The 24993-nt window shown below is 67.0% G+C and carries 33 protein-coding genes and 1 pseudogene; 16 read left to right on the top strand and 18 right to left on the bottom strand.

The window, feature by feature from the left end; genetic code table 11:
- Positions 1–46: 46 nt before the first annotated feature.
- From ABFX45_RS17795 to nhaA, 3 genes are all read left to right on the top strand, one after another.
- The gene (locus ABFX45_RS17795; protein WP_346131163.1) at positions 47–670 is read left to right on the top strand and encodes an SPFH domain-containing protein; all 624 of its coding nucleotides are present in this window, start codon (positions 47–49) and stop codon (positions 668–670) included.
- Positions 671–672: 2 nt separating this feature from the next.
- Positions 673–978, top strand: coding sequence for a DUF3040 domain-containing protein (locus ABFX45_RS17790; protein ID WP_346131161.1), 306 nt, complete (start codon positions 673–675; stop codon positions 976–978).
- Positions 979–1085: 107 nt separating this feature from the next.
- Positions 1086–2393 (top strand): Na+/H+ antiporter NhaA, encoded by a 1308-nt coding sequence (gene nhaA, locus ABFX45_RS17785; protein ID WP_346131159.1) that lies wholly within the window; start codon positions 1086–1088, stop codon positions 2391–2393.
- A gap of 2 nt (positions 2394–2395) precedes the next feature.
- Here the strand turns inward: nhaA and ABFX45_RS17780 are convergent, their stop codons facing one another.
- The 3 genes from ABFX45_RS17780 to ABFX45_RS17770 form a co-directional block, all read right to left on the bottom strand.
- Complete coding sequence (locus tag ABFX45_RS17780) at positions 2396–2698, bottom strand: hypothetical protein (protein WP_346131157.1); 303 nt, start codon at positions 2696–2698, stop codon at positions 2396–2398.
- Between the two features lie 96 nt (positions 2699–2794).
- A complete protein-coding gene (locus ABFX45_RS17775; RefSeq protein ID WP_146231632.1) occupies positions 2795–3043 on the bottom strand; it encodes a hypothetical protein in 249 nt (82 codons plus the stop codon).
- Complete coding sequence (locus tag ABFX45_RS17770; protein WP_109638350.1) at positions 3043–4254, bottom strand: cation:proton antiporter; 1212 nt, start codon at positions 4252–4254, stop codon at positions 3043–3045. Before ABFX45_RS17770 ends, ABFX45_RS17775 begins: the two co-directional genes overlap by 1 nt.
- 161 nt (positions 4255–4415) lie before the next feature.
- Here ABFX45_RS17770 and ABFX45_RS17765 point away from each other — a divergent pair, with 161 nt between their 5' ends.
- The 3 genes from ABFX45_RS17765 to ABFX45_RS17755 are packed head-to-tail and all read left to right on the top strand — an operon-like array spanning position 4416 to position 6740.
- On the top strand, positions 4416–5024 hold the full coding sequence (locus ABFX45_RS17765; RefSeq protein WP_346131154.1) for a TetR/AcrR family transcriptional regulator: 609 nt from the start codon (positions 4416–4418) through the stop codon (positions 5022–5024).
- On the top strand, positions 5021–6271 hold the full coding sequence (locus ABFX45_RS17760) for a glycosyltransferase (protein ID WP_346131152.1): 1251 nt from the start codon (positions 5021–5023) through the stop codon (positions 6269–6271). Before ABFX45_RS17765 ends, ABFX45_RS17760 begins: the two co-directional genes overlap by 4 nt.
- Positions 6258–6740, top strand: a complete 483-nt coding sequence (locus ABFX45_RS17755; protein WP_346131150.1) for a DUF6653 family protein — start codon at positions 6258–6260, stop codon at positions 6738–6740. The genes ABFX45_RS17760 and ABFX45_RS17755 overlap by 14 nt, the downstream gene beginning before the upstream one ends.
- A 46-nt stretch (positions 6741–6786) precedes the next feature.
- On the opposite strand, the pseudogene ABFX45_RS17750 reads toward ABFX45_RS17755, so the two are convergent.
- Both ABFX45_RS17750 and ABFX45_RS17745 read right to left on the bottom strand, forming a co-directional pair.
- Positions 6787–7071, bottom strand: a pseudogene (locus ABFX45_RS17750) (ATP-binding cassette domain-containing protein); the annotation flags it as partial.
- Positions 7071–7820, bottom strand: coding sequence for an SAM-dependent methyltransferase (locus ABFX45_RS17745; RefSeq protein ID WP_346131148.1), 750 nt, complete (start codon positions 7818–7820; stop codon positions 7071–7073). The gene ABFX45_RS17745 and the pseudogene ABFX45_RS17750, both read right to left, overlap by 1 nt.
- A 202-nt stretch (positions 7821–8022) precedes the next feature.
- Between ABFX45_RS17745 and ABFX45_RS17740 the strand changes: the two genes are divergently transcribed.
- Complete coding sequence (locus tag ABFX45_RS17740; RefSeq protein ID WP_346131146.1) at positions 8023–9045, top strand: FAD-dependent oxidoreductase; 1023 nt, start codon at positions 8023–8025, stop codon at positions 9043–9045.
- Positions 9003–9308, top strand: a complete 306-nt coding sequence (locus ABFX45_RS17735; RefSeq protein WP_109638344.1) for a DUF3040 domain-containing protein — start codon at positions 9003–9005, stop codon at positions 9306–9308. Before ABFX45_RS17740 ends, ABFX45_RS17735 begins: the two co-directional genes overlap by 43 nt.
- Before the next feature lie 270 nt (positions 9309–9578).
- Here ABFX45_RS17735 and ABFX45_RS17730 read toward each other — a convergent pair whose 3' ends face one another.
- The 3 genes from ABFX45_RS17730 to ABFX45_RS17720 all read right to left on the bottom strand — a co-directional run bounded on the left by ABFX45_RS17730 (position 9579) and on the right by ABFX45_RS17720 (position 11463).
- On the bottom strand, positions 9579–10193 hold the full coding sequence (locus ABFX45_RS17730; RefSeq protein WP_170155043.1) for an NAD-binding protein: 615 nt from the start codon (positions 10191–10193) through the stop codon (positions 9579–9581).
- A gap of 175 nt (positions 10194–10368) precedes the next feature.
- A complete protein-coding gene (locus tag ABFX45_RS17725; protein ID WP_346131143.1) occupies positions 10369–11172 on the bottom strand; it encodes a DUF4142 domain-containing protein in 804 nt (267 codons plus the stop codon).
- Positions 11173–11271: 99 nt separating this feature from the next.
- Positions 11272–11463, bottom strand: a complete 192-nt coding sequence (locus ABFX45_RS17720) for a hypothetical protein (protein WP_146231631.1) — start codon at positions 11461–11463, stop codon at positions 11272–11274.
- A 258-nt stretch (positions 11464–11721) separates the two neighbouring features.
- Here ABFX45_RS17720 and ABFX45_RS17715 point away from each other — a divergent pair, with 258 nt between their 5' ends.
- From ABFX45_RS17715 to ABFX45_RS17700, 4 genes are all read left to right on the top strand, one after another.
- Positions 11722–12405 (top strand): response regulator transcription factor, encoded by a 684-nt coding sequence (locus ABFX45_RS17715; protein WP_109638340.1) that lies wholly within the window; start codon positions 11722–11724, stop codon positions 12403–12405.
- Positions 12406–12407: 2 nt separating this feature from the next.
- A complete protein-coding gene (locus tag ABFX45_RS17710) occupies positions 12408–13769 on the top strand; it encodes a sensor histidine kinase (protein WP_325051060.1) in 1362 nt (453 codons plus the stop codon).
- A gap of 279 nt (positions 13770–14048) precedes the next feature.
- The gene (locus ABFX45_RS17705; protein ID WP_170155042.1) at positions 14049–14468 is read left to right on the top strand and encodes an SRPBCC family protein; all 420 of its coding nucleotides are present in this window, start codon (positions 14049–14051) and stop codon (positions 14466–14468) included.
- 33 nt (positions 14469–14501) lie between these two features.
- On the top strand, positions 14502–14984 hold the full coding sequence (locus tag ABFX45_RS17700; RefSeq protein ID WP_346131139.1) for a MarR family winged helix-turn-helix transcriptional regulator: 483 nt from the start codon (positions 14502–14504) through the stop codon (positions 14982–14984).
- Positions 14985–14989: 5 nt separating this feature from the next.
- On the opposite strand, the gene ABFX45_RS17695 is transcribed toward ABFX45_RS17700, so the two are convergent.
- A complete protein-coding gene (locus tag ABFX45_RS17695) occupies positions 14990–15256 on the bottom strand; it encodes a hypothetical protein (protein ID WP_346131137.1) in 267 nt (88 codons plus the stop codon).
- A gap of 105 nt (positions 15257–15361) precedes the next feature.
- Here ABFX45_RS17695 and ABFX45_RS17690 point away from each other — a divergent pair, with 105 nt between their 5' ends.
- On the top strand, positions 15362–15946 hold the full coding sequence (locus ABFX45_RS17690) for a hypothetical protein (RefSeq protein ID WP_346131135.1): 585 nt from the start codon (positions 15362–15364) through the stop codon (positions 15944–15946).
- Between the two features lie 509 nt (positions 15947–16455).
- Here the strand turns inward: ABFX45_RS17690 and ABFX45_RS17685 are convergent.
- The 6 genes from ABFX45_RS17685 to ABFX45_RS17660 form a co-directional block, all read right to left on the bottom strand.
- A complete protein-coding gene (locus tag ABFX45_RS17685) occupies positions 16456–16920 on the bottom strand; it encodes a hypothetical protein (RefSeq protein ID WP_346131133.1) in 465 nt (154 codons plus the stop codon).
- A 179-nt stretch (positions 16921–17099) separates the two neighbouring features.
- Positions 17100–17501, bottom strand: a complete 402-nt coding sequence (locus ABFX45_RS17680; protein ID WP_346131131.1) for a YbaB/EbfC family nucleoid-associated protein — start codon at positions 17499–17501, stop codon at positions 17100–17102.
- 7 nt (positions 17502–17508) lie between these two features.
- The gene (locus ABFX45_RS17675) at positions 17509–17961 is read right to left on the bottom strand and encodes a hypothetical protein (RefSeq protein ID WP_346131129.1); all 453 of its coding nucleotides are present in this window, start codon (positions 17959–17961) and stop codon (positions 17509–17511) included.
- Complete coding sequence (locus ABFX45_RS17670; RefSeq protein WP_346131127.1) at positions 17958–19400, bottom strand: lipase family protein; 1443 nt, start codon at positions 19398–19400, stop codon at positions 17958–17960. Before ABFX45_RS17670 ends, ABFX45_RS17675 begins: the two co-directional genes overlap by 4 nt.
- Positions 19400–20194: a hypothetical protein gene (locus tag ABFX45_RS17665; RefSeq protein WP_346131125.1), complete on the bottom strand. Its 795-nt coding sequence runs from the start codon at positions 20192–20194 to the stop codon at positions 19400–19402. Before ABFX45_RS17665 ends, ABFX45_RS17670 begins: the two co-directional genes overlap by 1 nt.
- Positions 20191–20709 (bottom strand): WXG100 family type VII secretion target, encoded by a 519-nt coding sequence (locus ABFX45_RS17660; RefSeq protein WP_346131123.1) that lies wholly within the window; start codon positions 20707–20709, stop codon positions 20191–20193. The genes ABFX45_RS17665 and ABFX45_RS17660 overlap by 4 nt, the downstream gene beginning before the upstream one ends.
- Before the next feature lie 246 nt (positions 20710–20955).
- Between ABFX45_RS17660 and ABFX45_RS17655 the strand changes: the two genes are divergently transcribed.
- The gene (locus ABFX45_RS17655) at positions 20956–21315 is read left to right on the top strand and encodes an ESX secretion-associated protein EspG (RefSeq protein ID WP_346131121.1); all 360 of its coding nucleotides are present in this window, start codon (positions 20956–20958) and stop codon (positions 21313–21315) included.
- A 164-nt stretch (positions 21316–21479) separates the two neighbouring features.
- Positions 21480–21932: a hypothetical protein gene (locus ABFX45_RS17650; protein WP_346131119.1), complete on the top strand. Its 453-nt coding sequence runs from the start codon at positions 21480–21482 to the stop codon at positions 21930–21932.
- 158 nt (positions 21933–22090) lie between these two features.
- Here the strand turns inward: ABFX45_RS17650 and ABFX45_RS17645 are convergent, their stop codons facing one another.
- A complete protein-coding gene (locus tag ABFX45_RS17645) occupies positions 22091–23515 on the bottom strand; it encodes a serine/threonine-protein kinase (protein ID WP_346131117.1) in 1425 nt (474 codons plus the stop codon).
- Positions 23516–23759: 244 nt separating this feature from the next.
- Here ABFX45_RS17645 and ABFX45_RS17640 point away from each other — a divergent pair, with 244 nt between their 5' ends.
- Complete coding sequence (locus tag ABFX45_RS17640; protein WP_346131115.1) at positions 23760–24035, top strand: fluoride efflux transporter FluC; 276 nt, start codon at positions 23760–23762, stop codon at positions 24033–24035.
- Between the two features lie 3 nt (positions 24036–24038).
- On the opposite strand, the gene ABFX45_RS17635 is transcribed toward ABFX45_RS17640, so the two are convergent.
- Both ABFX45_RS17635 and ABFX45_RS17630 read right to left on the bottom strand, forming a co-directional pair.
- Positions 24039–24389 (bottom strand): hypothetical protein, encoded by a 351-nt coding sequence (locus ABFX45_RS17635; RefSeq protein ID WP_346131113.1) that lies wholly within the window; start codon positions 24387–24389, stop codon positions 24039–24041.
- A complete protein-coding gene (locus ABFX45_RS17630; RefSeq protein ID WP_346131111.1) occupies positions 24314–24700 on the bottom strand; it encodes a methyltransferase domain-containing protein in 387 nt (128 codons plus the stop codon). Before ABFX45_RS17630 ends, ABFX45_RS17635 begins: the two co-directional genes overlap by 76 nt.
- Positions 24701–24993 lie beyond the last annotated feature (293 nt).

Genomic DNA, 24993 nt, shown 5'->3' with positions numbered 1-24993 from the left:
AGCCGTCACGCGTTGAGGCGTACCTCCTCAGAAGGAGGGTCGCACCATGGATCCCTGGCTCATCTGGCTGATCATCGCGCTCGTGCTGGCCATCGCCGAGATCTTCTCGCTGACCGCGGCACTCGGCAAGGCCATCGACCCGCCACAGACCATCAAGGACGCGATGGAGAAGCAGATGCGCGCCGAGCGGGACAAGCGCGCCGCCATCCTCACCGCCGAAGGGCAACGGCAGTCCCAGATCCTCACCGCCCAGGGCGACAAGCAGGCCGCCGTGCTCCGGGCCGAGGGCGACCGGGTCGCGGACATCCTGCGGGCCGAAGGACAGTCCCGCGCGATCGATCAGGTCTTCCAGGCCGTGCACCGCAACGACCCGGACCCCAAGCTGCTCGCCTACCAGTACCTCCAGGTCCTGCCCCAGCTGGCCAAGGGAGAGGGCAACACGTTCTGGGTGATCCCGAGCGAGGTCACCACCGCCCTGCGCGACGTGTCGAAGGCCTTCTCCGACGTACTGCCCCGGTCGGCAGCCGCCACGGTGGACGACTCCGACCGCACCGCCGTCGCACAGGCCGAAAAGGACATCGCCCAGGCCAGCGAAGCAGCAGCTGAAGCTGTCGCGGACGCGGCGGAAGCAGCCGAACCGGTCACCGCGGCGAGGTCGGGAGGTGCGTGACGGTGGGGTTGCCGGAGGACGAACAGCGCGAGCTGGACGACATCGAGCAGCGTCTCGCCGAGGACGCTCCCGACTTCGCGGCCAAACTGGCCAAGGCGCCACCGCGGTATCGGCTGCTACCCGCAGCACGCGTGCTGCGGTTGGCCGGGTTGCTCCTGATCTACGTGCTCGGCCTGGTGACCGTCATGACAGGCGTGTCGCTGTCGTCTCCCGTGCTGGTCGCACTCGGTGCGGCCATGACCGCGTTCGGCCCGGTGGTGATGATCGTCGAGGCGTGGCGAGGCCGCGAGAAGCAGGACCAGGACTGATCCGCACGGCGCGATCATGAGGTACGGTCGGGCTGTTGCCGCGACGAGCGGCATGGTGTGCCGGGAAGTCTGGTCGGCGATGCGGCCGACGACACCCGGAGTGAGTTTTGGAACCCGTGAAGACCCGGCTGTTCAGCCGCGCGTCCTGGCCTGAGGCCAAGCGCATCGCCGACCTGCTCCGCCTGGAGACAGTGGGCGGCGTCGTGATGCTGATCGCGGCGTTGGTCGGCCTGGTCTGGGCCAACTCGCCGTGGGGGCCCGTGTACGAGACTCTGCGCGCGGTGGAGGTCGGCCCTGAGTCGCTGCACCTGCGGCTCAGCCTCGCGGAGTGGGCGTCGGACGGCCTGCTGGTGATCTTCTTCTTCGTGGCGGGCCTCGAACTCAAACGCGAGTTCGTCGCGGGCGACCTCCGTGATCCCCGCCGCGCCGCCGTGCCGATCGCAGCGGCGTTCGGCGGCGTCGCCGTGCCGGCATTGATCTACACCGCGGTCAACCTCGGCGGCGGCCCGGCGCTTGCCGGGTGGGCCATCCCCACCGCGACCGACATCGCGTTCGCGCTCGCCGTGCTCGCGGTGATCGGCAGATGCCTTCCGTCTGCGCTGCGGACGTTCCTGCTGACCCTGGCGGTCGTGGACGACCTGATCGCCATCGTGATCATCGCCCTCTTCTACACCGACCACCTGTCGCTGCTGCCTCTGCTGCTGATGTTCGTCCCGCTGGCGTTGTTCACCTTGCTCGTGCAGCGACGTGTCCGGTCGTGGTGGCTGCTCATCCCGCTTGCGGTGGCGACGTGGGCGCTGATGCACGCGTCCGGGGTGCACGCGACGGTGGCGGGTGTGCTGCTCGGGTTTGCCGTGCCGGTGATCCGCAAGTCAGGTGAGGGGCCTGGTCTGGCCGAGATCTTCCAGCACCGGTGGCAGCCGCTGTCCACCGGCGTGGCGGTCCCGGTCTTCGCGTTCTTCGCCGCCGGCGTCTCGATCGGGGGCCTGAGCGGTTTCGTCACCTCGCTCACGGACAGCGTGACGCTTGGCATCGTGCTCGGTTTGTTGCTGGGCAAACCGATCGGCATCACCGCGGCCACCTGGCTGGTCGCGCGGTTCACCAAAGCGGACTTGGACGACGACTTGTCGTGGATCGACGTGGTCGGTCTGTCCATCCTCGCCGGTATCGGCTTCACGGTCTCGCTCCTGGTCAGCGAACTGTCCTTCGGTGGCGGCAGTGCGGACTACAACAACGCGAAGGTTGCGGTGCTGCTGGGTTCCGTGCTGTCGGCACTGATCGCGACGGTGATCCTGCGTGTGCGCAACCGGGTGTACCGGCGCATCTACGAGGAGGAGACCCGCGACGCGGACAACGACGGCATCCCGGACGTGCACCAGATCGATCAGCCGCGCGCAGGCGGGTCCGGCGGGTAGTCCTAGAGATTTCCCTGCAACCACAACGCCTGGCGACGGCGGATGAGGTCGGTGACGAGATCCCCGTCGTGAACGGGGATCAGCCACTGCCCGTGGGTGGAGGTCAGCAGTACCGCCGGTCCGGCTTGCACGTACAACGCGATCCCTCCAGGCAGGACGATCCACGGCCGCAGTTCGGGAACGACGGGCAGGGTCACCGGCATGACCTGCAGGAGTTCCCGGAACGGAACCGAAACGTCGACTTGGGGGCCACCGCTGCGGCCCACGTACAAGCGCACCGTCCACTCGACACGATCACCGTGCACAGCAACAACTGCAGCGCCGGCAGGACAACGGAGAACATCCTGATGTGCCGCTGGCTGCGTGGCCATCGTTCGCGCAGTACCGCTTCCGCGGCTTCGTCAAGGCTCACGACGATTCCGCTGCCTGATGTCGTCGGGCGGTGGGGCGAACCACAGCCACAGCATGCTGACGCCGGTCACTGCTAGTCCGAGCGAGTCCGTCCAGTGGCCGGCGAACTCGCCGTCGAACCACACCAGCGCCCACCCTAGAACCGCTGGAAGCTGCACGTACCAGTAACGGCGCGGGATCGCGGAAAAGAACAGCATCACGAGGGTGGCCCAGACGAGCGTCAGGCTCAGCGGCCCCATCACGGCTGCTTCCGCTCGGCCCGCGCCTCCGGCTGGCCGGTGGGCAGTCCGTCCGGTGGTTCGATGCTCAGCGCTTTCGCCACGGGGACGTCGGTCGAGGAGTGCAGGACGATCGACAACGCGATGGTGATCGCGACCAGGTCGAAGACGTGTTCACCGGTTGGAATTCCGGCTTGTAGCACGAGAAGCCCGTAGACGACGGAGGCAAAGCCCTTCGGGCCGAACCACGCGGCGACCGAACGTTCGCGTGCGGGCAGTGGTGTGCGCAGCAGCGACAACATCATCGCCGCCGGGCGCACGAGGAGGATCGCGATGATCGCGACCGCCCAGTCCCCCACGCTCAGGTGCGAGATCCGCTCGGGCGTGATCAGCGCGCCGAAGACGAGCAGGGCGGCGAACTTGGTGATCTCGGACAGCAGGTCGCCGAAGTGCTCGAAGTGTTCTGCCGCAACGCGGTCCAGCGTCGCGATGGTCGAGCCGGCGGCGAACGCGGCGAGGTAGGGATTGGCATGGGTGAGGTGGCACGTCGCGTACAGCATCACGGCGATCGCCAGGGGGCCGAGAGCCTGCAGCCGGGGTTCGGCGGTGAAGATCCGCAACCGCCAGGCCAGCACGACGACCGCGGGGATCACGATGCCCAGCGCGAGGCCGGCGGCCAGCTCGATGCCGATCGTGAGGAAGTCGGTGTCGCGGTTCGCCGCGGTGGCGAGGAAGATCAGCACGAACGGCAGCGCCAGGCCGTCGTTGAGCCCGGATTCGACGTTGAGCAGGCGCCGCAGCCGCATCGGCACGTCGGTGCGGCCGACGATGGCGGAGGCGAACACCGGGTCAGTCGGCGACAGGATCGCGCCGATCAGGAAGGACGTCGTCCAGTCCAGGCCCGTGAGGAAGTGTGTCGGCACCGCGATGCCGACCATCGTCAGCGGCATCGCGAGGCCCAGCGCCCTGCCTGAGAGCCGCCAGCCTTGCTTCAGGTCCGGTAGACCAGCCCGTTGGCCGTCGGTGAAGAGAACGGTGAACAGGGCGAGGTCAGCCAGGACGGTGACGAACGAGCTGTTGGACGGGATGTCGACGAGCCCGAGCCCGCCTTGGCCGATCAGCGCGCCGGCGACGAGGAACATCAACGCCGTCGACAGGATCGTGCGAGCGGCGAGACCGGACAGCGAGACGCTGATCAGCAGGACCACACCGAATGCCAGAACCAGCGCCATCAACGATCCCCGTCCACGTCGGCCAAGCCCACCACGAGATCCGTGATGAGCGTTGCCGACCAGACTTCCCGGCGCTCCGCGCGCAAAGATGCCGTAAAGACCTCGGCAAAGCAAACCGGCTGGCCTGGACAATGGCTGAACAACTGTTCAATAGTTAGTACATGCGTTCAGCCTCCGATCTGACGGCGCGGGCTCGTATCCGCGACGCCGCTCTGGCCCGGTTCGGCACGGACGGCATCGCCGGAACCTCGGTGCGCGCGGTGGCCGCGGATGCCGGGGTCTCACCCGCTTTGGTCGTCCATCACTTCGGTTCCAAGGAAGGACTCCGGCAGGCGTGCGACGACTACGTCCTCAACTCGATCCGCAGCGGCAGTGAGGCGGACACCGAGGCGTTGGGCGAGATTCTGCAAGCGGCCACGCCGGTCCGGCGTTACCTGGCCAGGGCGTTGCTCGACGACACACCTGCTGCCAGAGCGTTGTTCACCGAGATCGTCGAACGCACCGAGGCGTGGCTCGCGGCCGGCGAGGAAGAAGGCTGGGTGCGCTCTTCCGCGGACGCGAGGGCACGAGCGGTCACCTACGTGTCGTGGTTGCTGGCCCCTCTGGTTCTTGGCGGTCAGGTTGCCCGCCTGCTGGGCGGTGACCCCGCCGAGACCGCGACGGCAGTGCGCGGTGCACGAGCCGGTCTGGAGATGCTGACCCACGGCCTGTTTACCGACGACCGCTGGCTGACGGCGTTCACCGCGATCGACGAGAGGAAACGGCCGTGAAGGCATTGCTCGTCACCCACGGCACACGTGGTGACGTACAACCGTTGCTGGCGCTTGCGGTGGCTCTCCGACAGGCCGGTCACGACGCTTTGCTGGCTGCGCCGGAGTCCTTCGCCGACAGCGCCGCCGCACACGACGTGGACTTCGCGCCACTCGACGAGGGACCCAACCGGCTGCTCCACGACCCGGCCATGTTCAAGGCGATCGAGAGCGGGTACCGCGGAGTCCGCGGCAAGATCACGGCGATCTCGACGATCCAGCGCATCAAGCCGTTGATGGCAGACGTGCTGCGCGATGTCGGCGCGGTCGCCCGGTCCTCCGGCGCGGACCTGCTGGTGCACACACCGAGCGTGCCCGCGCAGCACGCGGCAGAACTGCTCGGCGTTCCTGCCGTCCTGGCCACGCTCCAACCCGGCTGGATCCCCACGTCGGAGTTCCCCTGCCCGATGGTGCCGCTGCCCCGAGTGCCGAGGTTCCTCAACCGCGCCACCTACCTGACGGTGTCGGCCACAATGCGCGCTTACTCGGGCATCGTCAACGCCTGGCGCGCCAACGACCTCGACCTGCCGCGCGGTGACGGCCCTCGACACGCTCTGGTGTTGCAGGCGTTCAGCTCGCTCGTGACACCGATCGATCCGAACTGGCCGGAATCCGTGCACACCACCGGTTTCTGGTACCTGCCACGCACCGCGACCTGGACACCCGACGAGGCCCTGAAGGCGTTCCTGGAGGCCGGCCCACCGCCCGTGTACGTCGGGTTCGGCAGCATGGCCGGACGAGACGCCGAGCGCACCGGTGACATCGTCGCCGAGGCCGTCCGGGCGGCAGGGGTGCGGGCGATCGTCGCGACCGGATGGGGCGGGCTCGCCGCACGCTCGTCCGACGACCTCCTCGTCATCGACCAGGCGCCTCACGACTGGCTGTTCGGCAACGTGACCGCGGTGGTGCACCACGGCGGTGGAGGAACGACCGCCGCAGCGCTGGCCGCAGGCGTGCCCCAGGTCGTCTGTCCGTTCGTCGCCGACCAACCCCACTGGGCACAACGGATGCACGACGTCGGCGTCGCCCCGCAACCAACTCCCCACAAGAAAATCACCGTCACTTCGCTCACCGAAGCGATCACGCACGCCGCGAACGACCCCGCCGTCCGGCAGCGCGCCGCCGAGCTCGGCGAACAAGTCCGCGCGGAGAACGGTGTCCGCATCGCGGTGCGGGAACTAGAGAGGGTCCACAATGGACGTAGCTGACCGCGTGGCGAAGACCTTCGGCATGACCGACGAGGCGTGGCAGCGACACGCCAACCCGTGGAGCGTCTGGACGAGGTTCGCCGCGATTCCACTGATGCTGCTGGCGGTCTGGAGCCGCACGTGGATCGGGTGGTGGAGCCTTCTGCCGATAGGTGCTGTGTTCGCCTGGTTGTTCGTCAACCCCAGGGCGTTTCCGCCGGTGCGCGAACCGCGGAGCTGGGCGGCACGCGGCATCTACGGCGAACGCGCCTGGGTGCAGAACCGCGATCTGGTGCCACCGGACCACCGCAAGGTGCTGCGGCTGCTGGTCACCCTCGGCGTCATCGGGTTCGGCATGATCCTCTGGGGCCTGATCGCCCTGGAGGTGTGGCCGATAGTCTTCGGCACGACGGTGGTCGTGGTGGCCCAGCTGTGGCGGATCGACCGCTTCGGCTGGCTGTGGGAACGCCACCAGGCTCACCGGTCGTGATCGGCTCGTCGACGTGGTGCGATCCGCGCAGGTCTCGCAGACGCGCCGCCACCGCCAAGTTCTCCCGCACCGTCAGTTCCGGGTAGGCGGCGGGTGTCTCGACGAGATGACCCACCCTCGACCACACGGCCTGTGCACCCAGCACCTGGACAGCTCCGTTGGTCGGCCGGACCAAGCCGAGCAGCATCCGGATCGTCGTGGTCTTGCCGGCACCGTTGAGGCCGAGCAACCCGTAGATCTCCCCTGCGGTGATGCGGAGGTCGAGCTCGTCCACTGCCACGACGGTGGCGTAGCGCTTGGTCAGTCCGCGTGCCTCGATCACCGGTGCCATCAGCGGATCTCGGCCCACCCGTACGGCTCCAGGAAGCCCGCCACCTCGTCCGGCAGCAGCCCGAACTTCCACATCCGGCGCTTGGCCACGAACTCGCGGTAGGCCGCCTCTCCGCCGAACAGCGCGGTTCCGTCGAGAAAGTCCTTGCGCACGAAGGTGAAAACCAGCTCGCTGCCCGCAGGCGTCTGCGCGAGAACGCCGAGCGTCGCGCGAACAGCGTCCTCGGTCAGGTACTGCGTGACCGCTTCCCAGATGAACAGTGTCGGCAGGTCCGTGCGGTGGCCGTGGTCAGCGAGCACCGTCTCGAGGTGCTGCGTCTCGAAGTCGATGGGGACCAGGGTGAGGTCCGGCGGAACCCCACCGAAGATCGCGCGCAACCGGGCGCGCTTGCTCTCGACGTCGGGAGGAAGGTCGACCTCGAACACCCGCCTGCCGCGCGACCGGCAGCCGCGTGTGTCGAACCCGGCACCGAGCACCACGACGACTTCGGCGTCTGTGGCATCCAGTTGCTCGTCGATGTACCGCTTGCGGCACAACATGCTCGCCCACAACCCGGGAATCTTCTTCTCCGTCGCGGCGAACAACGCGGTGCGCACCGGTCGCCAGCGGGCCGCGGCCACCGCCAACCGCCCAGAAGCGGGCAGGATGCGCGCCGCGAACTCGTCCCGTACCAGCGGGTGTCCCTCGTACTGATCCACTGCGGCGATGACCATCGGACCGATGGCCGTACCGGCGACGGCGGTGTCCATGAAAGCTCCTCGACGGCGTCGTTGAACACGCCGACCAGGCTTCCCGGCACACCTGTGGACAGCCTACAACCACACCACGCTCCCGGGTTCGCCGAACCTCAGCCGAGAAGCGGTTTCCTGGACGAACCCGACCGCCTATCCTGACCAGAGGTGTGCCGGGAAGGCTGGTCGGCGTGACGATGTCCTGCGCGAAGGGAAAGTCATGCCCACCAGAAGAGCGCTCGTCGTAGGCGAGGGCACCAGCGGCCTCGCGACCACCTACCGTCTCCTGCGCAGCGACTGGGACGTCACCGTGCTGACCACCGGTGCTCCCCCACGATTCGACGGAGTTCCCGCGGCTCTCACCGACTTCGGCCTCGACGCGGCACGCCGTCTGGGCCTGTTGCCGGCACTCGCCGAACGACGCCAGCCCCGTTGCGCCCGCGTCCAGGTCGACCGCACCGGCGTACCGCTCGCGGTGCACCCCAAGCCCTCACCGCGGCACCCTGTGCTCGGCCGGGACGACGTCGCCGCCGTCCTGAACGACAGCATTGGCAACGTCGCGCGCCGCCGCGACACGCACGTGCCTGTACTCGTCGCAGACGACTGCGGTGTCACGGCCACGTTCGCGAACGGAGACGAGGACTGGTTCGACCTGGTGGTGGCGGCCGACGGAGCGTGCTCCGGCATCAGGAACGCAGTCTTCCCTCCTCCACAAGACGAACTGCCGCGCTGGTCGACGGTGTCCGGCAGGATCGAGCTGGCCTCGTCGTGCGCCGTGTCGATGGACCTCACCACCAGATCCCTTCGGCTGCACCCCCTGCGGGACAACCACTCCGCCGTGTCATTCGCCTGGCGGCACACGCAGGACACACCCTGGCAACGGCTCTTCGCAGACCTCGGCTGGGTCGTACCCGAACTGGTGTCGCATGTGGACGGCAAGCCGGCCTGGCGGATCGCACAGGCGCGGACGGATCGATGGGTGCACAGGAGGATCGTGTTGATCGGTGACGCCGCATGGTACCTCGGACCACACGCCGAGCGCTGCGTCTCGCTCGCACTCGGTGGTGCCGAGCTGCTGGGTGACGCGCTGGACATCTTCCCCGACGCCGATCAGGCTCTGAGTTGGTGGGAACGCACGCTGCGCCCGTACGTTCGGCGTGCGCAGGCAAGGAACAGTGCACCTGAGGACCGGGAGGCAAGGTGGGACTCGCCGAGCACGAGAAGCGTGAGCTGGACGCGATAGAACAACACCTCGCGCAAGAAGATCCGGCATTCGCCACGAAGCTGAGCAGTCCGCGGTGGCATCTCCGGCTGTCCGGCACCGCTCTGTTCGTCATCGGCCTGTTGACCACCTACGTGGCCGGCCTGACCTTGCTCGCCGCGGGTGTCACAGTGTCCTCATGGCCGGTGATCGCGATCGGCGCCGCCGTGACGGCCATCTTTCCGATGAAGGTCGCTCTACGCGCGATGAGAGAGCAGGCGTCGCCAGATAGTCCGTCCGGGTGAGAAACCGAGCCAGAACTCGGACAAGAGCTACCGCTGCAGGTTCTCGGCAGTTGTGCCTTTCCGCGATGCAGACCGGGAAGGCAGCACTCGGCTCCGCCGCTTTCTTCGTGCTGGCACCGCGGTGCCCGGCTGGTGGCCGCGGCTGCCGCCTTGGCACCAGAGCTGACCTGCACGGGCTTGCTCGGCATCGTCCCAACGTCATGTGCGCCCGGCGGACCGGGATCGCCGACGCGGACGTGATCCCGGCAGATCGGGTCGGGGGAGATCCGCTCAGTCGCCCACCGAAGTGCTGCTCAGCACGACCAGCGTGTCGTCACCGCGCAACGCGCCGACCACCGGGTCCTCGACCCAGATCCGCTGACCGTCCCGCACAACGGCCAGGACGTCGTTACCGCACTCCAGCGGCGAACTGCCCACCTCGTCCGGCATCACCGGGCGTTCCGTCACCGCCCATTCCAGGTCGGGCAACTCGTCGTACGAAAGACTTTCGATCTTGAGCGCCCACTCGCCGACCCGGTCCGCGACGAGGACGTGGTCAGCACCGAGGTACTCGACGAGCTCGTGCAGTTGTGTGCTGCGGACCAAAGTGGTGATCGTGGCGGTCTCGTTCAAGCTGCGTACGACCGAGGTGATGCGCAGCGCGAGGGCGTCATCGGTCACGGCGACGACGATGTGGTCCGAGGTGTGCACGCCGGCCGACCACAGCACGTCCAGGCGCCAGCCCTCGCCTGCCACGGCGTGCACACCGTCCACTCCGGCCTGTGCGATGCGCTCGGGGTCGGTGTCGACGACGGTGAAGTCCGTCGCATGTCCCCCGGCGAACAGCGCGCTCAGTACGACACGGCCGCGGGCGCTGTAGCCGATGAGCACGGCGTGTGAGCGCATCCAACGTTCCTTCATCGTGCGCGGGCGGGTACCGGCCGCCGATCCTGCCGGCCGGTACCCGGATCTTCCCGTGGTGGTTTGGCGCGGACGCTCGCCCCGACCGGTCGGCGTCCGCCTCCGCCAGTCTGCCGGAAGCCCGCACTGCGCAACCTTGCGAGGCCCTTTCGATGAGATCTCATTGTCGTTTCGAACGCGAGCCGCGCGGACGTCCACCGGTCCAGAGGTAGATCCCGCCCACCACGGCGGCCATCACGAGGACTCCGAGCAATGCATCCGTGCCGCCGCTGTCGTTGTCCTGGGCGAGGTTCTGGGTCCTGGGCACGTTCGGCACCGCCCGGGGAACGGCGGGTGCGGGCGCTGAACTGGTCGGTGTGACCGGTGCGGCGGCGAGCGCGGCGAGCGGAATCGCTTCCGTGTCGTTGAAATCGACCATGCCGGTCGCTTCGAGGACCTGGATGTGGTCGAGCACGACTTCCATGCACCGCTTGGCGAAGTCTCGGATGAGGGTGTTGCGGGTGCCGGTGCGAACGACCGCGAGGAACTTGTAGACGCCTCCGTGCGCCGCGCGCAGACGGTTGGCGAAGATCCGGTCGAACTCGACGCTTTCCGCCGGGGCGTTGGTCATTTCGGCGATCCAGCCCTGCTGGTCGGCGTTGGCCTCGTTCGGCAAAGGGACGTTGAGCGTGCGGCCGAGCTCGAGGACCTTGGCGTCCAGTTCGGCGTGCCCGTCGATCAGGTGCCGACCGGCTTCCTTGACGAGCGGGTTGGCGGACTTCTGCAGACCCAGCCGCCCGGCAGGCCCTTCCCACAGCCCGGCCAGCCGCACCTTGACGAGCATGTCGCGGCCGGCGGGTCCCATCGGACCGAACTGGGTCTGTGTGTACTCCGGTCCGAATTCGGGTTGCGCCGATGCCTGCGGGACGGCGAGCGAACAGATGATCGCGAGCGCCGTCACCACCTGGGCGAGACGTGTGAGCACTGTGGATCTCCCTCCGCGTACAGCGGCGAACGTGTGTGCTGACACGAAGGGATACGGATGATTCGGGCAACCAGGATTATTGCACTGTGCAAGCGTTATCTAGTCGTTGCCCATGCAGACGGTGCAGTAGTGCGGGCCCAGCGGGCGGTCCGAGCCGGACCAGCCTGCCTGATCGGCCTGCAGCCAGAGCAGGTCCCACGCGATTCGACCGGTGGCGCTGGTGCGGCGAGAACGCCCGCATCCGTCACACACGAGAATCGTTCCCGTGAGGCCGTCGTCGGTGGTGGGCATGCCCGTCACGACTCGTGATGACCTTTCGTCGTCCCGAGACAAGCGTCAGCCGCACCTCGGCGGCCGACGCCTGACCTTCCCCGGAAAGCGCGCAGGCACGCGCCCACTACGGGCGTTCACCCGCGGCGACAAGCATGACGGACGCGTGCACTGTGCAACCTTACGAACTCCTTCCGAAGACACGCGTTTCCGTCAAGATGCGGTCACCATGGCAACGTGATAGAAGCAGCACTGGAAACCAACGAGGAAAAGCAGGACATGGATTTCTCCGTGCTGCTCGTGGACGACGACGAGCGCATCCGCCAGGCACTTGGACTCGCCCTCGTCGACGAGGGCTTCGTCGTCGACGAAGCCGTCTCCGGCGAGGACGCGTTGAGCCGCCTGGACAACGACACGTTCGACGTCGTGCTGCTCGATCTCATGCTGCCCGGTGTGGACGGTCTGCAAGTGTGCCGCAGGCTGCGTGCGCAGGGAGACCTGCCGATCATCATCGTCACCGCGCGCACCGACACACCCGACGTCATCGCCGGATTGGAGGCGGGAGCCGACGACTACGTGACCAAACCTCTGGTCGCAAGCGAATTGGCCGCGCGCATCCGAGCGCTGTTGCGCCGGCGCGGCGGCCCGAGGCAGAACGTCTCCTACCGCGTCGAGGACCTCGAAATCTGGCCGGACGAAGGCGTCGTCCACCGCGGCGGCGAGGAAATCCGGCTCACCCGCACCGAGTTCCGCCTGCTCGCCGAGCTCGCGGTCGCGGGCGGGCGGATCGTGACCAGGGAGCAGCTGCTGCAGCGGGTATGGGGCTACGACTACTACGGTGACACCCGGCTGCTCGACGTCCACATTCGGCGGCTCAGGACCAAGGTCGAGCACAACCCCGAAGAACCGGTGTTCGTGCTGACCGTACGCGGCTCCGGTTACAAGATCGGTCCGCCGAGGTGATCGTGCGCCGTCCGTCGCTGCGCTGGCGGGTCGCCGCAGCGCTCGGCCTCGGCTCGGTGCTGGTCACCAGCCTGCTGGCGATCGCCACCTGGAACCTCGCGTCCGACTACATGCTCAGACAGCGCCTGCAGGCCACGACCCGCCAGGCACAGGTCAACCTCCGTCTGGTCGAGGAAGCCGTCCGCACGAACTCGGACGGGCTGACCGAACTGCTGACCGGGCTCACCACCAACCCCGACTCCACGATCATGCTCTTCCGCGCAAACGAGGTGCTGACCAGCGGACGGCAGGTCGACCCCGCTGTCGTGCCCGACGACCTGCTCGCGATGGCCCGCGACGGTACTCCGGCCAGGCAACGTCTCCGCGCGGACGGCATCCCGGTGATCGCGGTGGCACAACCGCTGGCCGACGGGCGGGGGGTCTACGTCGAACTCTTCCAGCTCGTCCAGCTCGACCGCACGTTCCGGTTCCTCAGCGGCCTGCTGATCGCAGGAACGGTGCTCAGCGGCCTGATCGGCGTAGGACTCGGCTCGTGGGCCAGCAGACGCGCGCTGAGGCCGCTGACCGAGCTGACCGTCGCGGCCTCGCGCATCGCCGGCGGAGACCTGAAAGCACGGCTGCCGGACCAGGCCGACCCGGACCTCGGCCCGTTGGCAAACACGTTCAACTCCACGGCCGACGCACTCGAGCAACGAGTGCTGCGCGACGCCAGGTTCGCCGGCGACGTCAGCCACGAACTCCGGTCACCGCTCACGACGATGGTCAACGCGGCCGCCGTGCTGCGTCGCAGACAGGCCGAGCTGCCCGGCACCGCGGGCAAGGCACTCAGCCTGCTCACCTCCGAGGTGGACAGGTTCGCACGCATGGTGGTCGACCTGATGGAGATCAGCCGCGCCGACCAGGACGCCGATCGTGAGGACTTCGAGCCGCTGGATGTCGGCTCACTCGTCCGAGGCGCCGCGAGCCTGCGACTGGATCCGGACGTCGAGATCGTCGTCGAACCACCACCACCGCTGGTGCTCGGAGACAGGCGCAGGCTGGACCGCGTGATCGGCAACCTGATCGAGAACGCCGAACGGCACGCAGGGGGTGCTGTCCGGCTCGCAGTGCTCCATCACCGCGGGAACGTCCGGCTGGAGGTCGACGACGCGGGTGCCGGCATCCCCAGTGACATGCGCACGCAGGTGTTCGAGCGGTTCACCCGCGGCACCAGGGCCGGCAGTCGCGGCACCGACACCGGTAGCGGGCTCGGTCTGGCGCTCGTCGCCGAGCACGTCCGCCGTCATCACGGTCGAGTGTGGATCGAAGATCGGCCCGGTGGTGGAGCGCGGTTCATCGTGGAACTCCCGGAGGCAGCCGCATGAGAACCGTCATGGCCGTCGCAGCGTGCCTCCTGATCGCCTCGTGCGGAGTGTCCACCCAGGACGAACCTGAGCCTCTTGGCACACCGACGGTGTCCGGCGAGGCGCCCACCCCCGTCGTGACACAGCGCCCGCACCATTCGACGCCGACGTCCAGTTCGAGCACTCCCGCCACATCGACAGCATCGACGCCCAGCCCGTGAGCGATCGTTAGCGACTCGTCAGGTCCACCCCTGTGTGAATTCGGACAGGATGGGAGGAATCCGCCGGAAGGACCTCGTTTTGACCCGAAGCCGATCCATGCCCGCCGACGCGGAGGCCGTCTTCGACGTTCTCTCCGACTTCGACAACATGACCACCTGGCTGCCCGACTCCATCGAGGTCGAGCTGTCCGGCCCCAACCTCATCCGGCTCTGGTTTCCCGGCCGCCACACCGATGTCGACGTCGAGCGCAGGGTCACCGTCGACTGGGACCGGCTGCGCATCACGTGGGGAAGCGAAACCACGACCAGCTGCTCGGGCACCCTGCAGGTGCTCCGGCTCACCCCTGAGCGGAGCGCGGTCAGCGTGCGGCTCACCGGCCCGCCCGGTGCATCACTGAGCTCGGTCAACGGCTGGGTCGAGGCAGCGCTGGACGCACTGCAAACGGTCGTTGCCGCTGAAAGCCGCACAAAACAGGCAGTGCACCAGCCTGCTCGGTGATCACAGCACCCGTGGTTGCGGTACAACAGTCGCATGACTCGGTCCAAGGCCAGTGCGAACGACGTCGACGCGCTCACCGACGCCGTGCTCACCGCGTCGCGGCTGCTGGTCGCGGTGTCCGCACGCTCGCTCGCCGCGGTCGAGGAGACGATCACCCTGCCGCAGTTCCGGATGCTCGTCATCCTGGACAGCCGAGGATCGATGAAGCTCAGCTCGCTGGCCGAGCTGCTGGACGTCAACCCGTCCACCGCGACCCGCATGGTCGACCGCCTCGTGGCGACGGAGATGATTGCGCGGCAGCCGAACCCGGCCACTCGCCGCGAAGTCGTCGCCGAGCTGACCGACGAAGGCCGCCGTGTCGTGCGCGGCGTGACGCGGCGGCGCCGCGCGGCGATCGGAAAGATCATCGCGAAGATGTCCGAGGATGAACGACGGGGACTCGTCGAGGCGTTGACCGCGTTCACCAAAGCAGGCGGCGAACCTGCAGTGACCGCTGGCGACCTAGGTTGGATCTGAGCACGTCAACCCAGCCACTTCCCTGCGTCGATGGCAACCACCAGCAATACCAACGCGATCATCGTCCCGGTCACGATCTGGTTGATCTGAACAACAGAGCTGACGTCCGCGCGTAGGAGGAATGCTGCCGCGACAAGCGCTACCGCTAGACCAATGTTGACCGTGCGCGCCAGCATGATCACCACGGCGAGCACCAACGGAACCCAGTAGGGTCGGAAGTGATGCTCTGCGGCTTGGAAATCGAATAGCAGAGGAGCCGCGATCAGCCACACGCCCGCGAGGAACGTCAGAGTTCCTGTCCTGGCTTCAGATCGTCGGCGCTGTTCTTGACGCACACGGCAATCTTTGCTGTGAGGGCCCTGAGGACGGTCACAGTCGTGTCCGCGACCACGAACCTGTGCATCGCGATGACCATGGCGACGCTGGTGCTGTTCGCGCAGCAGAGGCTGGGGCTGACGAACGCCGGATTCGGGGCGTTCCTCGCCACGCACGGGTGGAACTCGCTGCGGTTGTTCGCGATCGCGCGACACAGCTCACTGTCCGGTTGGCCGATGCCGTCCTTTTCGGACATCGCGGCGGAGCTGCCATCCTTCGCGGACTGGCCGACCCTGTTCACCCTCAAGCAGAAGTGGCAAGTCTCGCTCGCCGCGTTGCTGATGCGAGCCAGAAAGCTCGGACGCATGCCGGAGAAGCACTACACCGCTGCGATGAAGACGTGCAAGAGTCCTGTGGCATGTACTGCTGCCAAGCCTTCGGCCAGTAGCGCACCAAGGCTTGCGACGAGCGGCGCGGGCAGCGGGCCATGCGCTTCGATGTGGACGAACAAGTGCTTCCTGGCACGTACTCCATCGCCAGCCAGGGACGACCAGCGTAGGGATCCGCGTCGAGGAACCTTGCGACCCGGTTCGTCCCGACAACGGTCCGGGCGATCAAGGCTTCCTTTTCGAACCGTGCGCGGGTGACCGGATCCAGCCGATCGCTACGGATCAGCTTCACCGCGACAGGATCGCCAGCGGGCGAGTAGGCGAGGTACACCTCGCCCATGCCTCCGGACCCAAGCTCGCGCTCCACCACGTAGCGGCCGATCAGCGCGGGCATATCACTCATGGCCTACCGGTCGCCCTCTCGTATCCACGTGTTACCGCACGCGCTCTCGCTGCGAGAGGCACGCCCTACTCGGTGAATCGCATTGAAGCAGCACGGAAGTAGGAGCAAAACTGGTCAAAAGTGTGACACCGGAACGGCAGCAATACATTAATTGTCGTACCGCTCACTTGCACTGACACCCGCGCGGTGATACCTCAACCTCTCGGCAGATGCTTTGACTTCCTGGCTCAGGCGTGCCGGACGTGGGCAAAGCGTCCTATCACGCCCAAGTCCCGTGCCTGTCGGCCGACCGCGTTTCAAGAAGTGACGGCCTTACGCTGTAGTTCCACACTCGTCTCTTGCAATCGACAAGCCATTCGTCCGCCTACTTCGTCGTCGGTCTCGGCCCGTACTTCTCCAGACCGGCTTTCGGCGACACGCCAATATCGCCATGGCCGATCGACTTGGACAAACCCACTTCACCCTTTGCCGGCGGATTGTCCGAGGAGTAGACGACGTACTGAAATGACATACGGTCCTCCCGGTCGTACGCCGTGCTCAGCCAGTAGTCACGGTTCGCGATGTCCTCCAGCCTCTCCCAGACCTCGGCCGTGAACGACTCCGCGCGGACGATGACATCGAGATCGATCTGCTGTCCCGAGTCGATGCCGTGCACGTAGACATAACTCGCGTCGACGACCTCTGCCTGCGCCTTCCAGTCCGCCACGATCTTCTTGCAGAGCTCGTCCACGTCCTCGTAGTACTGCACGAAGAGATTGCACCCGGACAGCAGCCCGACCAGCAGCACAACCAGGCCCACTACACCGGCCACACACCTTGCCGTGCTCACCCACTCCCTCCCGTTTCACGTGACGGGTCGACGTCAACCCGGTTCGCCTCGAGTAAGGGGTTTCGCGGCCGCGAAACCTCCGAGCGGGTGGATCAGAACTCTGATCGATCGTGGTTCCGAAGTGACCGTCGTGCGGTCCGCGGTGGTGTGGTAGTACTGGGACGTCCGCTGCGCAACCGCTACGGTCGCCGGTAGATCGAGTTGTCACTGAAGTCGTCGTCCTCGACTGGCCTCGGCATAGGCTTCCGCGGTTCAGGAGTACCGAACGCCGGCACCGACACATCGGTGTCGAGCTGTCCTGCCTGTCCGCCGACCGCATTGCGGAACTCGCCCAGCACGTTGGCCGCAGCACCTTCCCTCGCCTGCCGCACCAACGCCATGAGCCTCGCGGCGAGGTCCGGGTTCTGCGCGATCTTGAGGTCGAGCAGTGCACCGTTCGGCGCCACCGTCACGGTCAGCGTCTTGTCCTCGGAGGTGACGGTCTGCCCCGCAGCCTCCAGGTTGCGGCGGAACGCGACCGCGTTGCGCTGCAGTTCCGCGGTCTTGGCCTCGAAGTCGGTCAGCCATTCGTCCGGAGTCATCGTCCACTCACCTCGTCGTCGCTCTCGGCCCGTACTTTTCTTCAGGAGATCCGGAACCCTGGCCGAGCCCGCCCTGGTAGATCACCGGACCGGGCGTCGCCGACCCGCCGCCGAGCGCGCTGCCCTCGGAATGGACCGACAGGTTGACCTTGACGTCGTTCGACGAGGTCTTCTGCCAGAAGTTCTTTCGGGCCACTTCCTGCAACTGGCCGATCACCGTGTCCTTGTCGACGTCCCCGCGGATCGTGACGTCGAGATACATGACCTGCCCCTGGTCCAGCCCATGGCGGTACTCATAGGTCGCATCGACGACCTCCGGCATCGCCTTCCAGTCAGCGACCGTCTGCTTGCCGAAGCTGTCCACGCCTTCGTAGTACTGGTCGGTGACATTGCACCCGGCCAGCAAGCCAACCATGGCGAGCAGACTGCCCAGCAGGACCGAACGCAGCGCGGTGCTCACTTCACTCCCTCACGCGTCACCTGATAGGTCCTCATCTGCGACGCCGGCCCGCCCTGAGTGAAGGCGTCCGTGCTGTCGAGGAACCTTCGGACCGAAGGATCCGAACTCTGGTCGAGTTGTCCCGCGACCGCGACATAATTGCGGTCGACGCGCTGGTCTTGCGGTTGGCCAGGGTTCTCCCGATAGCCGCCAATGCTGTGGTTCTCGCCGATGGTGCCGGTCTGGTTCTCAAAGGTGACCGTGGTGCGGTTCGGGGTGTTCGGGTTGTCGCTGGCATCGAGATGCGGAACGATGTCACCCTTGTTCTCCAGCGACAACATCTGCACGTTGCCGGGAATGTCGATGCGGCCGACCGGCGAGCCGGCGGTGACCACGTGTGTCACATTGTACCCGCTCGCGACGAGGTCGCTGGTCGACTGGGCGGCGACGATACCGCCCTGACTGTGACCGACCAGCATCACCGGTACACCGGACCCCTGCGCACCAGCATCACGCAGCGCCTGCTCGATGCCCTGCTGCAAAACGGTTCTGTTGCCCGCCATCGCGTCGACGTTGACGCCCGAGTCGTTCGCGCTCTTGGGATCCCACGGCGCATTCCAGTCCTTGGTACCAGGGACATCCACGACGTAACCGGTCACGTTTCCGTTGGCGTCCTTGATGATTCGTACATCGATGTTGCTCGGTTCCTTGTTGGTGGGGCTGTTGCGCTCGTCGAGGCCAAGCAGGATGTCACGCAGGTTGTGCGGTCCCGAGCCGTCGTCATAGGTCTGGAGGTACTTGACGTCCGCCGTGCCGTCCGCATAAGTCGCGGCGAGCAGATCCAATGTGGACGCCAGATCAACCGGTACGCCGAGCGACGAGAGCATGCCGGGTGACATGCCGATCAGGGTGTCGATCATGCCGGGGTGGTCGACCAGCCACTTCTGCCAATCGCCGTCGTAATTGGCGTACACATCCGCGGCAATCGCGGTACCCGTTGCGAGTCCAGCGGCGACAACACCACCTGGCGCCGAAGCGACCGCCAGACCTGCCATCCATCGCGAGGCGTCCAGTCCTCTGGCGGCGAGCTCGTCCGCGGCCTCATAGGCCAGTTTCGTGGCGCGAAGGGCATCGCCGCGCAGGCCGATGGCCGCGGACGTGGCGGTGAGACCGGTCGGCCCATCGAGCGCCAGGGCCATGGCCGCCTCGAACTTCGCCACCCCGGACGGATTCAGCAGAGCCGAGGCAAGCACGTCCGGCTCAGCGAGGAACTTGTGCCCGGCCAACGCTGTCTTGAGAGTGTCACCGGCAACCTCATCGGTGAGGGCGCTCATCGCCACGAGATCTTCGCCCTTGGCGCGGAACCCGCCGGCGCCGCCACTGACTTGGATGTCGGTGACAGGGGCGACCGCAACGTTGCGGTCCACGGACTTGTCGGGCGCTACAGGGTTGTCGGGCATTACAGCGCTCCTGCCACTGCCGGGGCAACCCACGTGCCCAGATCCTCACGCTCGGCTGGCTCCAGCCGCACCATCCGACGCTCGGAGCCGTCCGGCTCCGGGTCGAGGCCGCTCCAGCCACCGTCGGTGTGCACCCAGCTGACCTGAGACGTCATCCCGTTACGGCCGACGACAAGACACCGCAACGCCCCATCCGTCTCGGCCGCCACCCGCTGAGCGAGTGCCGCCTCGCCGCCGGACAGGCTCAACCTCGCCACCACGGCGGCCGGACCGCCGGGGTCGCCATCCCGAAACAACCGGGCAGCGCCCATCTCCTGCAACGCCGCCAGCGGCAACCGACCATGCAATGGTGTCTGCTCCGGTCCTGCTCCGCCCAGGCGTGACTCGATCCCGGCGTTGATGTCCTGGCTCTCGGGCGGAACGGCCCGGATCAGCTCCTTGCCCAGATCAGCCGACGCGAACATCGACATCTCCACCGCGCCGTCGCCCAGTTCGAACAGCGACGCGCCCAACGGGCCGGAGATCGCGTGCATGCTGTGCAACCCCTTGTCGCCGATCGCGGCGACCGTGTCCAGCATGGCCATCGGCAACGCCAGGATCTCCAGGTTCTTCACCACCGACCGGTGGACCTCGCCACCCACCCCGTCGACCACTCGCTTCTTGATCAGCCCCGACTCAGCAGGCCCGATGTCGGCGGACGGCATCCACGTCGGCGGCAGCTCGACACTCGTGCGCTCGACCAGATACGCCAACTCGCCCGCGGTGAGCACCAGCCGGTGCGGTGCCGGGGTCACGCGGGCACCCCCTGCCCACGCAAGTACTCGCCCGCCTCGAGCCATGCTTTGTCGCCAGCGGGCGGCAGGTTGCCCGGCCCCCACTTCCAGCCCGTCCACGGCGGCTGAGGCGGCTGAGGCGGCTGACCACCACCGAAACCAAGCGCGTCCGCGACACCGTTCGCGAAGTCCCTCGCCGCCTGGTTGAAGGCGTCGACCGCACGGTTGAACCGGTCGATCGCGCCGGTGAACCAGCCCACCACGGCCTCGGAGATCTTCTTGATCATCGCGATCAGCTCACGGACTTCCTGCGCGTGCCGACGCAGCAGCGCGGCCGCTTCGGTCAGCCCGTCCGCGGCCTTCTCCAGCTGTCGCCTGTCACCACCGACCGTCTCCCGGCACCGCTCAGCCGCGACCGAGTGCCACTCCATCTTCTGCGCGTCGTCGACGAGCTTCTTGGCACGATCCCGCACACCATCAGCACGCTTCTCGATCTCGCCCGCGATCCGGTCCAGCTCGTCCGGGTTCCCGTACATGCACCCACCCCTCACTCACAGCGAGCGAATCATGACAGGTGGTGGACGTGCACGCCCTTCACCCGGAATTGCGTGCTTCTACCTATCCGCTGCGCCGGCGCAGAACGAGATCTACTCACGGACCGTAGTGATCAACCCCTCAAATAGGGCAACTCATTCTGTAACGCTCCGTAGACCACAGGTTGACTGGCAGTATGGCTGCGGTCACGCACCGTGGGGAGCGGTGTTCGGGGAGGGAAGATCCACGTGTCAGGGGAGATCGTCTGCTCGTTCGTCGAACTCGACGTGCTGGGCGTGGCGCTGCGGCTCGACGTACGGCAGTTTCCGTTCTCGATTCCGCACTTCGCCGTCGAAGCAGAGGAGCGGCTGAGGTTGGGGCAGGCCGCGCAGGATGATCTCATCGCACGCGGGTTGATCCGAGGTGACAACTTCGCCCCAGAGCTTGTGCAGGCGCTGAACATGTACACGCGCGGACGGATCGCCATCGCCATGCGTGGCGTCGCCGACCAGGAACAGCACCTTGCCCTCGCGGTGATCGACGACCATGCCGGCCCGGCAACTCGTCCGTCTGCATCGTGTCGGTCGGAGGTGCAGACAAGTCGGTGAAGGTCGTCGTGAAGTCCGCCGACGGGGAGTACGAGGTCGGCCAGCCTCGTTGATCGGCGACATGATGCCGGTCCGAGACTGCGACAGATCACCACTCCTATGCTTGTCGTGTACGACTGATGTACAGTTCTCGTGTACATCAGTCGTACACGAGAAGGATGCACATGGACATCGCGATCTTGAGGTCGTCGGTCACCGCCGCACTGGAAGACTTGGGCTCCGTGCGGAGTCGCCTTGTCGACCTACTGGCGGACATGGACCGGTCGGCCGATTCCATCCAAGTACCGAGACAAGGCCGCTGGACGCGCGAGATGGTGGCGACGCTGTGGGAGAACGTGCAGCATCTCAACGGCGTGCGCGCCCTGTTCGAGGTGACGGCCGAGAACCCGAACACGCCGGTCACGTTCACCGATGTGCTCGCTCGCTCCGGCCTTTCTGAGCAGCAGCAACGCAACGAGCATTCCCGCTTGAGCCGGGTGGCGGCCGAGCTGTTCGGCGAGAAGCGCTGGCCCATCGAGAACTGGCAGGGCAGCACTCCGCGGTCAGGAGGCAAAGCCGAGATGCTGTACCGAATGAGCGGGACCGTCGCCGCCTGGTGGATCGAGTTGACGCGGTAACGAGCGAGCAGCCAAACCCAACCGCGCCGCCTGACCGGCCAATGCGGCGGCCCTGACAGAGGTACGCGACGGACACAAGTGCCGCCGAGGGCGGGATGCTCGGCCCGCGTTCTGTCGTGGGATCGCCGCGCCTGCGAGCGGTCTGGCCGCGGAGGCCTTCAGTTGCCGCCCTTTCCTTCCTCTCCGCGCTTCTTGTCGTTCTTCTTGTCACCGCCGACTTTCCGGTCGCCGTCCTCTGCCTTGCCGTTGACACGTTCGGACGTCACAACCTGATCGGAGTCGATGAGCACCCTGCTGCCGTCGACGATCAGGTGCAGTTGACGTGTCTCCCGAAGCCGGCCGCGACTCTCGCCGGTGTACTCCACTCCGATGGTCACAGTGTCGGCGTCGATGGCTTGTGGTGCGGTGGTGACGACGAGGTCCTTGACGTCCTTCCACGCCTTCTCGTACTGCTCTTTCCCCTGTGCCTGCATGGCCGGACTCAGCCGTGTCCACGCCTCTTCGGTGCGGTCGGGCAGCAAGGCGTAGTAGTCCGCCACGGACTGCTGCAGCTGAGCCGCGGCGACAGTGCTGGTCGTTGGCGTCGGTGGTGGGCCGGCGACCTGATCGGAGGACGTCAACACCGGGTACAGCAGCGCGATGAGCACGACGGCCGCGACCACGGCGGCCGCGATCGGCAGTGCGGAACGCAGGCGGCGAGACGCCGGGGCCGATGGACCCGCGAACGGCCGCAAGTCCACGCGCGTCGGGGCTGGTGCAGGGCGACCAGCCGCCACGGCGGTCAGACTCTCTGCTGCCTGAGCCATTGTCGGACGCGCCGCGGGATCCATTCGCATCATGTGCAGCACTACGTCGGTGATCGGGCCGCGGTGTGCGGGCGGGACCATCTGTCCGGCTGCCACAGCGTGCAGCAACGCGATCGCGTTGTCACCGTCTCCGAACGGCTCACGCCCTTCAACCGCCGTGTAGAGAGTGGCACCGAGGGAGAACACGTCACTGGCGGCGTTGGGCTCATGTCCCTGCGCGACCTCCGGTGCCAGGAACGCCGGTGTCCCGACCATCATGCCGGTGGCGGTCACAGTGGTGTCGCCGTGGGCGCGGGCGATGCCGAAGTCGGTGATCTTCGCGGTCCCGGAGTCGGTGATCAGGATGTTGGCGGGCTTGACATCGCGGTGCACGATGCCCGCCTCGTGTGCCGCCGCCAGCGCCGCAGAGACCTGGCCGCCGATCTGAGCAACCTGCACGGCGGGCAGAGATCCGCGGGCTGCGATGAGCTCGGCGAGACTGCGCGCCGGCACGTACTCCATGACCAGGACCGGCCGGCCGCCGTCCTCGACGACGTCGTGCACGGTGACCGCGCCAGGATGCTGCAACCGGGCCGCGATCCGGGCTTCCCGCACCGCGCGCTGCCGAGCCCGCTCAGCTTCCTCAGTGGACAGTCCCGGCGGCAGCACGAGATGCTTGAGTGCCACGACCCGGTCGAGGCGTTCGTCGAACGCCTGCCACACCACACCCATGCCGCCGGCGCCGATCCGTCGTTGCAGCCGGTAGCGCCCCGCGACCAGGTCGCCCTGCTCGGTCACCGGCGCCTCCTCATGGCAGTTGGTGCCTGGAGTTTATGGGCCGCCAACGGCACCCTCGTATTCGACACCGCAGGACTGGTTACCCCAGGCTCGCTGGACGAACGCCTCGCTGCCCGAGTCCCACACCACGCCTGGGATCCGAAGGAGACGGTCACGTTCGGCTCCCAGGTGCCGCGTTCCGGGGTGTCCTCCGCGTCGGTTCGCCCGGCTGACGTCGGCTTGCCCCCGACGGTGTGCTCGACCTGTGGAACAGGCCAGGCGGACTCACGCAGCCCTCACGGCCGCTGCCCTGATCTTTCTCGGCGCTGCGGCCGGCGCCCCACTGCGCTATCTCACCGACCGCTTCGTGCAGGCACGGCACGACAGCCCCTCTCCATGGGGCACCTTCAGCTACGAGACGCTGCGACTGGCCGAGCAGGAGGCGTACTTCTACGCAGCAATGAACCTCATCGTCAGCGTCGTGGCCGGCGTGGGCGCGGCCCTGCTCTCCCACACGTACGTCGCGGCCATGGTCGGCTGACCGTCAACGCTCCTGACAGCCGCAGCCCGCTGCGGTCTTCGCGTCCGCCACGGTGATACCAGGATCGACCGACCGCTCGTCGGGCGTGCAGCAGGCGCTGACACCGCAGCAAGGGCCTTCGCTCTGTGCCGCAACAGATAAGCTCACCGACGGCGCTTCAGCGGATTTGGTGGCGCGGATGATCGCGGAGTGCATGCCGTCGGCCACCTGCTGGGTCGGGGTGATCTCGATGTCGGTGAACCCGGCTGCTGCCAGGCCTTCACGGTACTCGTGGAACGTCAGCGCCCCCGCGATGCAGCTGACGTATGACCCGCGCTCAGCCCGTCCGGCGGAGGTGAGGTGATCGTCGGCCACGACGTCGACACTCCGATGCGGCCACCTGGCCGGAGAACGCGGAAGGTCTCGGCGAACACGGCCGGCTTGTCGACCGACAGGTTGATGACGCAGTTGGAGATGACGACGTCGATCGCGTTGCTGGGCAACGGGATGGCCTCGATCGTGCCCTTGAGGAACTCCACGTTCGTCGTGCCGGCCTTCGCCGCGTTGGTCAGGGCGAGAGCGAGCATTTCGTCGGTCATGTCCAGCCCGTACGCCTTGCCGGTCGGTCCGACCCGGCGCGCGGAGAGCAGGACGTCGATGCCACCGCCGGACCCGAGGTCGAGCACCCGTTCGCCTTCGCGGAGTTCGGCGACGGCGATGGGGTTGCCGCAGCCGAGGGACGCCGCGACCGCCTCGGCGGCGTCAGGCCGGCCTGGTCGACTCAGAACGTCGGGGAACCTGGGTGTACTACCGCATTCGACCTGAAACCACAGACCGGCTGGCCGAGGTGCTGGCCGAGGTCGGCAGTTCACAGAGCGCGGTCGCGAGGTAGTTCGAACCGAGGCTTCGCCTGCTGTTCATGTTCGCGTCGCCATGTGCCCGATACGAGCACCTACTGTCCTGGATCGACATAAGTCGA

The sequence above is a fragment of the Lentzea roselyniae genome (assembly GCF_039537795.1).
GTDB lineage: Bacteria > Actinomycetota > Actinomycetes > Mycobacteriales > Pseudonocardiaceae > Lentzea > Lentzea atacamensis.
The sequence above is the reverse complement of the archived record's forward strand: the minus strand, read 5'-3'. Positions and strand labels throughout refer to the sequence as shown.

What these genes read in the sequence shown, in the direction of transcription:
- ABFX45_RS17795 (WP_346131163.1), top strand. Translation starts at nt 47, where the DNA reads ATGGATCCCTGGCTCATCTGGCTGATCATCGCGCTCGTGCTGGCCATC.
- ABFX45_RS17775 (WP_146231632.1), bottom strand. Translation starts at nt 3,043, where the DNA reads ATGGGGCCGCTGAGCCTGACGCTCGTCTGGGCCACCCTCGTGATGCTG.
- ABFX45_RS17770 (WP_109638350.1), bottom strand. Translation starts at nt 4,254, where the DNA reads ATGGCGCTGGTTCTGGCATTCGGTGTGGTCCTGCTGATCAGCGTCTCG.
- ABFX45_RS17765 (WP_346131154.1), top strand. Translation starts at nt 4,416, where the DNA reads ATGCGTTCAGCCTCCGATCTGACGGCGCGGGCTCGTATCCGCGACGCC.
- ABFX45_RS17755 (WP_346131150.1), top strand. Translation starts at nt 6,258, where the DNA reads ATGGACGTAGCTGACCGCGTGGCGAAGACCTTCGGCATGACCGACGAG.
- ABFX45_RS17745 (WP_346131148.1), bottom strand. Translation starts at nt 7,820, where the DNA reads ATGGACACCGCCGTCGCCGGTACGGCCATCGGTCCGATGGTCATCGCC.
- ABFX45_RS17740 (WP_346131146.1), top strand. Translation starts at nt 8,023, where the DNA reads ATGCCCACCAGAAGAGCGCTCGTCGTAGGCGAGGGCACCAGCGGCCTC.
- ABFX45_RS17730 (WP_170155043.1), bottom strand. Translation starts at nt 10,193, where the DNA reads ATGCGCTCACACGCCGTGCTCATCGGCTACAGCGCCCGCGGCCGTGTC.
- ABFX45_RS17720 (WP_146231631.1), bottom strand. Translation starts at nt 11,463, where the DNA reads ATGCCCACCACCGACGACGGCCTCACGGGAACGATTCTCGTGTGTGAC.
- ABFX45_RS17715 (WP_109638340.1), top strand. Translation starts at nt 11,722, where the DNA reads ATGGATTTCTCCGTGCTGCTCGTGGACGACGACGAGCGCATCCGCCAG.
- ABFX45_RS17700 (WP_346131139.1), top strand. Translation starts at nt 14,502, where the DNA reads ATGACTCGGTCCAAGGCCAGTGCGAACGACGTCGACGCGCTCACCGAC.
- ABFX45_RS17680 (WP_346131131.1), bottom strand. Translation starts at nt 17,501, where the DNA reads ATGACTCCGGACGAATGGCTGACCGACTTCGAGGCCAAGACCGCGGAA.
- ABFX45_RS17670 (WP_346131127.1), bottom strand. Translation starts at nt 19,400, where the DNA reads ATGCCCGACAACCCTGTAGCGCCCGACAAGTCCGTGGACCGCAACGTT.
- ABFX45_RS17660 (WP_346131123.1), bottom strand. Translation starts at nt 20,709, where the DNA reads ATGTACGGGAACCCGGACGAGCTGGACCGGATCGCGGGCGAGATCGAG.
- ABFX45_RS17650 (WP_346131119.1), top strand. Translation starts at nt 21,480, where the DNA reads ATGGACATCGCGATCTTGAGGTCGTCGGTCACCGCCGCACTGGAAGAC.